1 protein-coding gene is annotated in these 12010 nt (G+C 74.3%); it reads right to left on the bottom strand.

Going from position 1 to position 12010, the window contains the following annotated elements; genetic code table 11:
* Window positions 1-18 precede the first annotated feature (18 nt).
* Complete coding sequence (locus tag AB0411_RS37015) at window positions 19-12000, bottom strand: type I polyketide synthase (protein WP_366421633.1); 11982 nt, start codon at window positions 11998-12000, stop codon at window positions 19-21.
* Between the last annotated feature and the right edge of the window lie 10 nt (window positions 12001-12010).

Genomic DNA, 12010 nt, shown 5'->3' on the forward strand with positions numbered 1-12010 from the left:
GCGGGGGCGCTCAGCGCCTCACGATCCGCCGAGTTCCTGCTCGATGAAGTCGAACAGCTCGTCGTCCGACGCCTGGTCCAGCCGGCTCTCCAACGCGGTGTCCGGGTCCTCGGGGAGGCTGTCGAGCCGGTCCATGAGTCCCTGGAGCCGGCTGCGCAGGGCGGCCCGGGCGCCGGCGTCGTCCATGAGCCGCTCGGTCTGTGCCTCCCATGCGTCGAGCGGGCCGGATACGGGGCCGCCGGTGGCCGGCTGCTGTTCCACCGCGGCGGCCAGCATGCCGAGCAGGTGGTCGGCGAGTGCGCCCGGTTCCGGGTAGTCGAACAGCAGGGTCGCGGGCAGCCGGGTCCCGGTCACGGTGGTGAGGCGGTTGCGCAGCTCGACCGCGGTCAGCGAGTCGAAGCCCAGCTCCAGGAAGCCGCGTTCGGGGTCGATCGCGTCGGCCGAGGCATGGCCCAGGACCAGCGCGGCCTGGCCCAGGACGGCATCGAGCACCGCCGGGTGCCGGTCCCGCTCCGGCAGCCCGGCGAGGCGGGCGCCGAGCGGTGCGGCATCGGCTGCGGGCGCGGGCCCCGGCCGGCCGGCGGAGGTCCGGGGCCGCGGCCCGGCCAGCGCCCGCAGCAGCGGCGGCACCTCGCCGGCCGCGGTCTGCAGCGCCGCCGTGTCGAGCCTGGCCGGGACGAGGAACGCCTCGTCCGCGGCGAGTGCGGCATCCAGCAGCGCCAGCGCCTGGTCCGACGGCATGGGGCGCACCCCGCCCCGGGCCATCCGGTGAAGGTCGCTCTCGTCCAGCTTGGTGGTCATCCCGCTGCGTTCGGCCCACAGGCCCCAGGCGAGGGAGACGGCGGGCCGGCCGGCTGCCCGGCGGGCATGGGCGAAGGCGTCCAGGAAGGCGTTGGCCGCCGCGTAATTGCCCTGCCCGACCCCGCCGAAGGTTCCTGCGAGCGAGGAGAACAGCACGAACGCCTTCAACTCCAGGCCGCGGGTCAGCTCGTCGAGGTGGAGTACGGCGTCCGTCTTGGCCCGCAGCACGGTGTCCATGCGGTCGGGCGTCAGGGACCCGATCACGCCGTCGTCGAGGACGCCCGCGGTGTGGATCACCGCGGTGAGCGGGCGTTCGGCCGGTACGGACGCCAGGAGCCGGGCGGTGTCGTCCCGGTCGGCGAGGTCGCAGGCGGCGATCTCGACGTCCGCGCCCAGTTCGCGCAGTTCCTTCTCCAGTTCGGGCATCCCGTCCGCGGTCCGTCCGCGACGGCTGGCGAGCAGCAGGCCGCGCACGCCGTGAGCCGTCACCAGATGGCGGGCGACGAGCCGGCCGAGCATGCCGCCGGCCCCGGTGATCAGCACCGTTCCGTCGGCGCCGAGGCCCCGGAACGGCTCGGCTGCCCCGGCCCGCACCAGGCGCGGCACCCGGGCGGCGCCCTCGCGCAGGGCGATCTCCGGTTCGCCGGTCGCCAGGGCGGCGGGGAGCGCGGCCGCGGACCGTGCCGTGCCGTCGTGGTCGAGGAGGGCGAAGCGGCCCGGGTTCTCGGCCTTGGCGGTGCGGATGAGGCCCCAGACGACGGACTGCGGTAGTCCGGACACCGGCGCGCCGGCCCGGTCGGCCACGGCGTCGCGGGTGCACAGGACCAGCCGCGCGGCGCCGAACCGCTCGTCGTTCAGCCAGGCCTGTGCCGCCTCCAGTGCCTGGTGCACGGCCCGCCGGGTGGCCTCGGCCGGGTCGCCCCCGGTCGGCGGACAGCCGACGAGTACCGTGGCGGGCACCTCGGCCCCGGCGTCGACGGCCGCGGCCAGCGCGGACAGCGACGCATACCGGGCGCCAGGCCCCTCGGGCAGCTCCGGTATCCCGTCCGTGCCGATGACCGCGTACGGCCCGGCCGGAGGTCCGTGCAGCGCCAGGTCCGCCCAGTCCATCCGGTACAGGTCGGCCGGCTTCGGTGCGGCGGCGGACAGTTGGGCGGGGTCGACGGGCCGCAGGACGAGCGCCGGGACCGCGGCCAGCGGGCCGCCCGAGGCGTCGGCCAACTGCACCGTGTAGGTGTCCTCGGCCTGCCGGACGAGACGGACCCGCAGGAGGTCCGGGTGGGCGTCCGGTACCGCGGTGACCTCCCGGAAGCTGAAGGGCAGGACGGCGCGTTCGGTGTCGGGGGCGGCCAGGGCGACGGTGTGCAGGGCGGCGTCCAGCAGCGCCGGGTGCAGCACGAAGCCGCTGTCGCGGTACTGCTCGGGCAGGGCGACCTCGGCGAACACCTCCTCGCCCCGGCGCCAGGCGGCGTGCAGACCGCGGAAGGCGGGTCCGTAGGCGAAGCCGTTCGCGGCGGTGCGCTCGTAGAGGTCGGAGACGTCGACCGGGTCGGCGCCGGGCGGGGGCCAGGCGGTGAGATCGTCGGGCGCCCCGGTCTCGGGCGGGCCGTCGGCGAGGGTGCCCTCGGCGTGCCGGGTCCAGGGCGCTTCCTCGTCCTCCGGGCGGGTCGCGGGGCGCGCGTGCACGGACAGCGGGCGGCGGCCCGACTCGTCCGCCTCCCCGACGGTGAGCTGGAGCTGCACCGTGCCGTCCTCCGGGACCACCAGCGGGGCCTGCAGGGTGAGTTCCTCCAGGTGGCCGGCGCCGGTCCGTTCGCAGGCCTGGAGCGCGAGTTCCAGGAATCCGGTGCCGGGGAAGAGCAGCGCGCCGTCCAGGGCGTGGTCGGCCAGCCACGGCTGGCGGCCCGCCGAGAGCAGCCCGGTGAACAGGACGCCGTCGGACCCGGCGAGCGGCACGGCCGCGCCGAGCAGCGGATGGCCGGCCGCTTCCAGTCCGGCGGCGGAGACGTCCGTCAGGTCCGTGCCGGCCTCCAGCCAGTAGCGCTGCCGCTGGAAGGGGTAGGTCGGCAGCGGCACCCGCCGGGCGCCCGAGGGCGCGAGGCACCGGTCCCAGTCCGGGCCGTGGCCGTGCAGATGCAGCTGGGCGAGGGCGGTGGTGAGCGACTCCGCCTCGTCGGTGTCGCGGCGCAGCAGCGCGCCGAGGGAGATCCCGTCCGTGGTCAGGCACTCGTCCGCCATGGCGGTCAGCACCCCGGACCCGAGGTCGAGAAGTGTCCGCGCGCCCAGCTCCTCCAGGGTCCGGGTCCCGTCGTGGAACCGGACCGCCTGCCGTACGTGCCGCACCCAGTAGGCGGGGCTGCACAGCTCCTCGGCCGTGGCCGGGCGGCCGGTGACGTTCGACACGACGGGGACGGACGGCGCCTGGTAGGTCAACTCGCTTGCCACGGAGGCGAATGCGTCGAGCATCGCGTCCATGCGGGCGGAGTGGAAGGCATGGCTGACCCGCAGCCGCTTGGTGCGGTGCCCCGCGGTGGCCAGCTGTCCGGCGACCTCGGTGACGGCGTCGTCGTCGCCGCTGAGGACGACGGCGGCCGGCCCGTTGACCGCCGCGATCACGACCCGTTCCTCGTACGGCGCGAGCAGCGGCAGGACGTCCTCCTCGGCTGCCTGGACGGATACCATGGCGCCGCCGGCGGGCAGGGCCTGCATCAGCCGGCCACGGGCGGCGACCAGACGGCAGGCGTCCTCCAGGGAGAACACCCCGGCGACGTGTGCGGCGGCCAGTTCACCGATCGAGTGGCCGAGCAGCAGGTCCGGGTGCACGCCGTAGCTTTCGAGCAGCCGGAACAGGGCGACTTCGAGGGCGAACAGACCGGCCTGGGTGTAGACGGTGCGGTCGATCAGCTCCGCGTCGGGCGTGCCGGGCTCGGCGAACAGCACCTCGCGCAGGGGCCGGTCGAGATGGCCGTCCAGGTGTGCGCAGGCCGCGTCCAGGGCGTCGGCGAACGCGTCGTGGGTCGCGTAGAGGGCCCGTCCGGTCCCGGCGCGCTGCGATCCCTGCCCCGGGAAGAGGAAGGCCAGCTTTCCGGGGCGGGCGCGGCCCACGGCGGCCCGTGGGTGCTCCCGGCCTTCGGCGAATGCCCGGAGCGCCTCGGTCAGTTCACCGGCGTCCCGGCCGACAACGGCTGCCCGGTCCTCGAACGCGGTGCGCGAGGTGGCCAGGGACAGGGCGACGTCGGCGGGCGTGAGCCCGGGGTGACGGGCGAGGTGTGCGGCCAGTCGCCGGGCCTGGGCCCGCAGGGCGGTGGCGCCCCGCGCGGACAGCAGCCAGGGGACGACGGCCGCGGGGGCGGCGTCGCTCTCCGGCGGTTGGCCCTGCGACTCACCGCCGGCCTCGACGACGACCGGCTCCGGCTCGGCCTCCGGCTCCTCAAGGATCACATGCGCGTTGGTGCCGCTGATGCCGAAGGCGGAGACGCCGGCCCGGCGCGGGCCGCCGCCCGGTGTCCATTCCTGCGGCTCGCTGAGCAGCCGCACGTTCCCCGCCGACCAGTCGATGTGCGGCGACGGCCGCGCGGCGTGGAGGGTGCGGGGCAGCACGCCGTACCGCATCGCCTGCACCATCTTGATGACGCCGGCGACACCGGCCGCGGCTTGGGTGTGCCCGATGTTCGACTTGACCGAGCCGAGCCACAACGGGCGTTCCGCGGGCCGTTCCCGGCCGTAGGTGGCCAGCAGTGCCTGGGCCTCGATCGGATCGCCGAGCTGGGTGCCGGTCCCGTGCGCCTCGACGGCGTCCACGTCGCCCGCGGCCAGCCCCGCGTTGGCCAACGCCTGGCGGATGACGCGCTGTTGGGACGGCCCGTTGGGTGCGGTCAGGCCGTTGGAGGCGCCGTCCTGGTTGACGGCCGTGCCCTTGACGACGGCCAGGACCGGGTGCCCGCGCCGACGGGCCTCGGAGAGCCGTTCCAGCAGGACGACGCCGACGCCCTCGGCCCACCCGGCCCCGTCGGCGTCCGCCGAGAACGCCTTGCAGCGGCCGTCGGGAGCGAGCGCCCGCTGCCTGCTGAATTCGATGAAGGTCTGCGGGGTCGAGATCACGGTCACGCCGGCGGCCAGCGCGAGCGAGCACTCGCCGGACCGCAGGGCCTGGGCCGCCAGATGCAGGGCGACCAGCGACGACGAACACGCCGTGTCCACCGTGACGGCCGGTCCCTCCAGTCCGAAGGTGTAGGCGATACGGCCGGAGGCGACGCTGCTCGCGCTGCCCGTCGCGAGGTAGCCCTCCATGCCCTCCGGGGCGGTGCGCGCCCGGGAGCCGTAGTCGTTGTAGTTCGAGCCGACGAAGACGCCGGCCGCCGTGCCCCGGAGCGCCTCCGGGTCGATCCCGGCCCGTTCGATCGCTTCCCAGGAGGTCTCCAGGAGGAGCCGCTGCTGCGGGTCGATCGCGACCGCCTCGCGCGGCGAGATCCCGAAGAACGCCGGGTCGAAGTGGTCGGCGTCGTAGAGGAACCCGCCGTCGCGGGCGTAGAAGGTGCCCGGCTTGTCGGGGTCCGGGTCGTAGAGCCGCTCGATGTCCCAGCCCCGGTTGGTGGGGAAGCCGGAGACGGCGTCGGTGCCTTCGTCGAGCAGCCGCCACAGTTCCTCGGGCGAGTCGGCCCGGCCCGGGTAGCGGCAGCTCATCCCGACGATGACGACCGGATCGTCGTCGGCCGAAACGGCAGGTGCGGCCGGGGCCGCGCTCTCCGGCACCGTGCCGAAGAGTCCGTCGTGGAGGAACGCGGTGAGCGCGGTCGCCGTCGGGTGATCGAACACCAGGGTGACCGGCAGCCGCAGGCCCGTCGCCTCGGCCAGCCGGTTGCGCAGCTCGACGGCGGTCAGCGAGTCATAGCCCAGCTCGCGGAACGCCCGGTCGGCGGGGAGGGCGTCGGGCCGGTCGTAGCCGAGAACGGCGGCGGCCGCGGCCCGGACCGCGTCCAGCAGTGCGGCGCGCCGTTCTCCCGGTGCGTGTTCCCGCAGCCGCTCGACGAGCGGCGGGCCGTCCGCGCGCACCGTGGCCGCGTCCGCGCCGGACGACGCCAGGACCTCGGGCAGCTCGCTGACCGCGGCGACCTGCCGGGCCGCGGCCTTGCGCCAGTCGACGTCCGCGACGACCAGGAACGTCTCGTCCTCGTCCAGTGCCGTCTGCAGGGCGGAGACGGCCAGGTCGGGATCCATCGGCGGCACGCCGTCGCGGCGGAGCCGACGGCCCAGTTCCTCGCCCACCAGACCGCCGCCGCCCCAGGCGCCCCAGGCGATCGAGGTGGCGGGCAGCCCCTCGGCGCGGCGCTGCAGGGCGAGCGCGTCCAGGCAGGCGTTGGCCGCCGCGTAGCTTCCCTGACCAGGGCCGCCGAGCGTGCCCGCCATGGAGGAGAACAGGATGAACGCCGACAGGTCCACGTGCCGGGTCGCCTCGTGGAGGACGAACGCGGCCCCCGCCTTCGGCTCCCACACCGTCTCGGCGCGGTCCGGCGTGAGCTGGTCGATCACCCCGTCGTCGAGGACGCCTGCCGTGTGCACCACCGCGGTCAGCGGCTGCTCCTCCGGGAGGCCCGCGACGAGTGCCGTCACCGCGGCCCGGTCGCTGACGTCACACGCCCGCACGGTTGCCTGCGCGCCGAGCGCGGCCAGCTCCTCTACGAGTTCCCGGGCGCCGGGCGCCTCGGGGCCCCGGCGGCTGACGAGTACGAGATGCTCCGCGCCCTTGCGGGCGAGCCAGCGGGCGAGATGCCCGCCCAGCGCGCCCGTCCCACCGGTGACCAGGACGGTGCCGCGCGGCCGCCACCCCTCGCCGGCCGGCCGGCCCCCCGGGAGCGACCGCAGCATCCGGCGGCTGAAGATGCCGGACCCGCGCAACGCCACCTGGTCCTCGCCAGGGTTCTGCGCCAGCACCGCGACCAGCCGCCGCCCCGCCCGGTCGTCCAACTCGCCCGGCAGGTCGACGAGTCCGCCCCACCGCTGCGGATATTCGAAGGCGGCGATCCGGCCCAGCCCCCACGCCGTGGCCTGCGTCGGGTGGTCGAGGGCATCGGCACGGTTCACCGACACCGCGCCACGCGTGGCACACCACAGCGGAGCGTCGATCCCCGCGTCACCGAGCGCCTGCAGCAGCGACGTCATCAGGACCAGCCCGGTCGGCAGGGTCTCCGTCGCCGTCCACGGCTGCTCGTCCAGGGCCACGAGGGAAAGCACACCCGCGATCGCCCCGGCCGCCGCCCCGGCCTCGCCCCGCAGCCGGCTCGCCAGCCGTTCCCGGCCGGCATCCTCCGCACCGACGGTCACGGTCCTGAGGTCCGCGGCACTCGACCGGAGCGCGCGGACGACGCCTTCGACCAGTGGATCATCCTGGTGACCGTCAGGGACGACGACCACCCAGGTACCGTCCAGGCCGGTGCGCTCGGGCTCCGGTTGGGGTCGCCAGACGATCCGGTAGCGCCAGCCGTCGACCGTGCTCCGCTGCTGCCGCTGCGTGTGCCACAACGACAGCGCGGGCAGCACCTCGCGCAGCGCACCGTCGTCGGACAGCCCGAGCGTGTCGGCCAGCGTGTCCGCGTCCCCGCGCTCGACGGTCTCCCAGAATCCGGCGTCGTCGCGTCCCGAACCGGCCGGACCTGCGACGGGCTTGTGCGCTTCGAGCCAGTAGCGGCGGTGCTGGAACGCGTAGGTGGGCAGGTCCACGAGCTGCGGACGAGGGGCCGCGAAGGCCGGGGACCAGTCCACCTCCACGCCGTTCACATACAGCTCACCGAGAGAGGCGAGGAGTCGTGGCAGACCACCGTCGTCGCGACGCAGGGTCCCCGTCACCACGGCATCGACACCTGCCGCCTCGGCGGTCTCCTGCACCGGCATCGTCAGCACCGGATGCGGACCGACCTCCACGAACACCCGGTGATCCGCAGCCAGCAGCGCACGCACCGCGGGCTCCAGTCGCACCGTCTGCCGCAGATTCGCGTACCAGTACCCGGCGTCCATCCCCGCCGTGTCCAGCCACTCCCCCGTCACCGTCGAGAAGAACGGCACCTCGGACGCCCTGGGCACCACCGGCGCCAAAACCTCCAGCAACTCCGCACGAATCGACTCCACATGGGCCGAGTGCGAGGCGTAGTCGACGTCGATCCGGCGGCCTCGGACCTCACGCTCCCGGCACACGTGCATCAGCTCATCCAGCGCATCCGCGTCACCGGAAACCACCACGGACGTGGGGCCGTTGACGGCCGCTATCGAGATCCGGCCGTCCCACGGCCCGATCAGCTCCGACACCTCGGACGACGGCAAGGCCACCGACACCATCCCGCCACGGCCGGACAGCGCACGGATCGCCTTGCTCCGCAACGCCACCACCCGCGCGCCGTCCTCCAGCGTCAACGCTCCAGCAACGCAGGCCGCGGCAATCTCCCCCTGGCTGTGGCCAACGACCGCCGCAGGCTCCACACCATGAGCCCGCCAGACCTCGGCCAACGAGACCATGACGGCCCACAACACCGGCTGGACCACATCCACCCGGTCCAGCCCCGGGGCGCCCTCCGCCGCACGGAGCACACCACTCAACGACCAGTCCGTGAACGGCTCCAACGCCGCCTCACACTCCGCCAACCGAGCCGCGAACACCGGCGAGGAGTCCCACAACTCCACCGCCATCCCCACCCACTGCGACCCCTGCCCCGGGAAGACGAACACCGTCCGGCCCGGATCACCCACAGCAGCGGCCGACTCCACCTCCCGCACCTTTGCGATCAGTTCATCGGTGTCCGAGCCCACCACCACCGCCCGGTGCTCGAACGACGACCGCGACGCCACCAACGACCAACCCACCTCAACAGGTGACCAGCCGCTGTCCGCCACCCGCGACGCCAACCGCTCCCCCTGCGCCACCAACGCCTCAGCAGAACGCCCGGACACCACCCACGGCACCACCGGAGCGTCTGCGGTGGTCGGCCCGGCGTCCGCGAGCGTGGGCTCCGGCTCCCCGCGCTCCGCCGCCTGCCCGGTCCCCTCCGCCTGCTCCACGATCACATGCGCATTGGTTCCGCTCACGCCGAAGGAGGAGATGCCGGCGCGGCGCGGACGGCCGTTCTCCGGCGTCCACGGACGGGCCTCGGTCAGCAGTTCCACCGCGCCCGACGACCACTCCACGTGCGGCGACGGCTCGTCGGCATGGAGCGTCGCCGGCATTTCGCCGTGGCGCAGTGCCTGCACCATTTTGATGACACCGGCCATGCCGGAGGCGGCCTGGCTGTGTCCGATGTTCGACTTGACCGAACCGAGCCACAGCGGCCGGTCCGCCTCCCGCTCCTGCCCGTACGTCGCCAGCAACGCCTGCGCCTCGATCGGGTCGCCCAGCGACGTCCCCGTACCGTGCGCCTCCACCACGTCCACCGCAGCGGCGGACAGCCCGGCATTGGCCAGCGCGGCACGGATCACCCGCTGCTGGGACAGGCCGTTGGGTGCGGTGAGACCGTTCGACGCGCCGTCCTGGTTGACCGCGGTTCCACGGACGACCGCCAGTACGCGGTGGCCGTTGCGGCGGGCGTCCGAGAGGCGTTCCACCAGCAGTACGCCGACCCCCTCGGCCATGCCCATGCCGTCGGCGGACGCCGAGAACGGCTTGCAGCGACCGTCCCGCGCCAGCCCCCGCTGCCGGCTGAAGCCCACGAGGCCGATCGGTTCACTCATCACGGCCGCGGCGCCCGCGATGGCCAAAGAGCACTCCCCGGAGCGCAGCGCCTGTACGGCCAGGTGCAGCGACACCAGCGAGGACGAACAGCCCGTGTCGAGCGTGACCGCGGGGCCTTCCAGTCCGAGCGTGTAGGAGATGCGGCCGGAAGCGATGCTGGTCACCGTTCCGGTGATGAGGTGCCCCTCCAGGCCCTCGGGGGCCTCGCCGTTGCCGTATCCCTGGTAGGCGGCCCCGAAGAAGACGCCGGTCGGGGTGCCCCGCAGCGTTCCGGGGTCGATGCCCCCGCGCTCGATCGCCTCCCAGGAGGTCTCCAGGAGGAGCCGCTGCTGCGGGTCCATCGCGAGGGCCTCGCGCGGCGAGATCCCGAAGAACTCGGGGTCGAAGTCACCGGCCGCGTCGAGGAATCCGCCCTCGCGCACGTAGCAGGTGCCGGTGTGGTCCGGGTCCGGGTCGTAGAGCGCGTCGAGGTCCCAGCCGCGGTCGGCGGGGAACTCCGAGATCGCGTCCGTCCGGTCCCGCACCAGCCGCCACAGGTCCTCGGGGGACTGCACGCCACCCGGGTACCGGCAGGCCATGGAGACGATCGCGATCGCGTCGTCCCCGGCCGGGGCGTCGGGCGGCACGGTTTCCGGGGCGGCGGCCGGCACGGGCAGGGCGGCGCCGCCACCGGCGCCCTGACCGGCCAGGGTGGTGTCCAGATGCCCGGCGAGCGCCTTCACGGTCGGGTGGTCGAAGACCACGGTGGCGGGGAGTTTCAGTCCGGTGGCCGTATTGAGCCGGTTGCGCAGCTCCACCGCGGTGAGGGAGTCGAAGCCCAGTTCGCGGAAGGCCCGGCCGACCTCGACCTCCGAGGTGTCCGCGTACCCGAGTACGGCCGCGACCTGCTTGCGTACGAGGTCGGCGAGCTGCCGCTCACGTTCGGCGGGAGCCAGTCCGGCGAGTTGGGTGCGGAGCGACTCGGAGGTGTTCCCGGCGGCGTCCGTGTCGGCCTCGTCGGCCTCCAGTGCCCGCAGGACCTCCGGAACCTCGTGCAGCAGGGGACGGCGGTGCGCGGCGGTGAAGACGGGGACGAAGCGTTCCCAGTCGATGTCCGCCACGGCGAGGAACGTCTCATCGTGGTCGAGCGCCTGCTGAAGTCCCAGTACGGCCAGGTGTGCCGGCATGAACGGAATGCCGCGCCAGCGCAGCTGCTCCTGGACGACGTCGACGGCCATGCCGCCGCCCTCCGGGCTCCAGATGCCCCAGGCGATCGAGGTGCCCGTCAGACCGCGGGCGCGGCGGTGTGCCGCGAGCGCGTCGACGTAGGAGTTCGACGCGGCGTAGGCCCCGTGGTCGCCACTGCCCCAGGTGCCGGCGACGGACGAGTACAGGACGAACGCGTCCAGTCCGTCGCGGTCGAAGAGCGCGTCGAGGTTGCGGGCGCCGAGCAGCTTGGCGCGGGCGCCCTCGGCGAACTCTTCCAGTGTGGTGTCGGCGAGCGGCACGAGGAGACCGACGCCGGCAGTGTGCACGACGGAGCGGATGGCCGGGCCCTCGGACTCGACCTGGTCGACCAGCTCGGCCAGCGCGCCGGCGTCCGTCACATCGCAGGCGGCGATGGTGACCCGCGCCCCCAATTGGGCGAGTTCGTCGCGCAGTTCGGCCGCGCCCGGCGCGTCCGGGCCGCGTCGGCTGGTCAGCACCAGGTGCTCGGCGCCGTTACGGGCGAGCAGCCGGGCGGTGTGTGCACCCAGACCACCGGTACCGCCGGTGACCAGCGCGGTTCCGCTGGTGCGCCAGGGGGTGGCCGGATCGCCGCCGTCCAGAGGGGCGCGGGTGAGCCGGCGGGTGAGGAGTGCGGAACCGCGGAGGGCGAGCTGATCCTCGTCCCCGCCCGCGGCGAGAACCCCGGACAGCAGGGCGGCCCCGTGGTCGTCCAGCGCGGCGGGCAGGTCGACGAGACCGCCCCACAGCTTGGGGTGCTCCAGGGCGAACACCCGGGCCAGGCCCCAGACGGCTGCCTGGAGCGGGTGCCGGACCTCGTCGTCGGATCCGGTGGCGGCGGACTCGGTCGTGAGCAGCCACAGCGGAGCCTCGACGTCGGTGTCGACGAGCGCCTGCATCAGGGCCACGGACTGGACCAGTCCCACGGTGACCTCGGGATGCCCGGTCAGCGGCCGCTCGTCCAGAGCGAGGAAGGAGACAACGCCGCCGGGGGAAGCGTTCGTGAGGGAGGCGCGCAGTTGGTCGGCCACACCTTGGCGGTCGGTGGTCGACTCCTCCAGGACGAGGAGTACGGCCTCGGCGCCGCTGTCCCCCATGCCCTGGAGTGTGACCCGTACGAGGTCGTCGTCCAGGTGGTCGGCGGGCACGACGACGAGCCAGGGGCCCTGCAACGTGCCACTTGCCGGCTCGGAGTGGGGCCGCCAGGCGATCCGGTAGCGCCAGCCGTCGACCGTGCTCCGCTGCCGCCGGCCCTGCCGCCACGACGACAGCGCCGGCAACACCTCACCC

Source organism: Streptomyces angustmyceticus, from assembly GCF_040701845.1.
In the GTDB taxonomy this organism is placed as follows: Bacteria; Actinomycetota; Actinomycetes; order Streptomycetales; family Streptomycetaceae; genus Streptomyces; species Streptomyces angustmyceticus_A.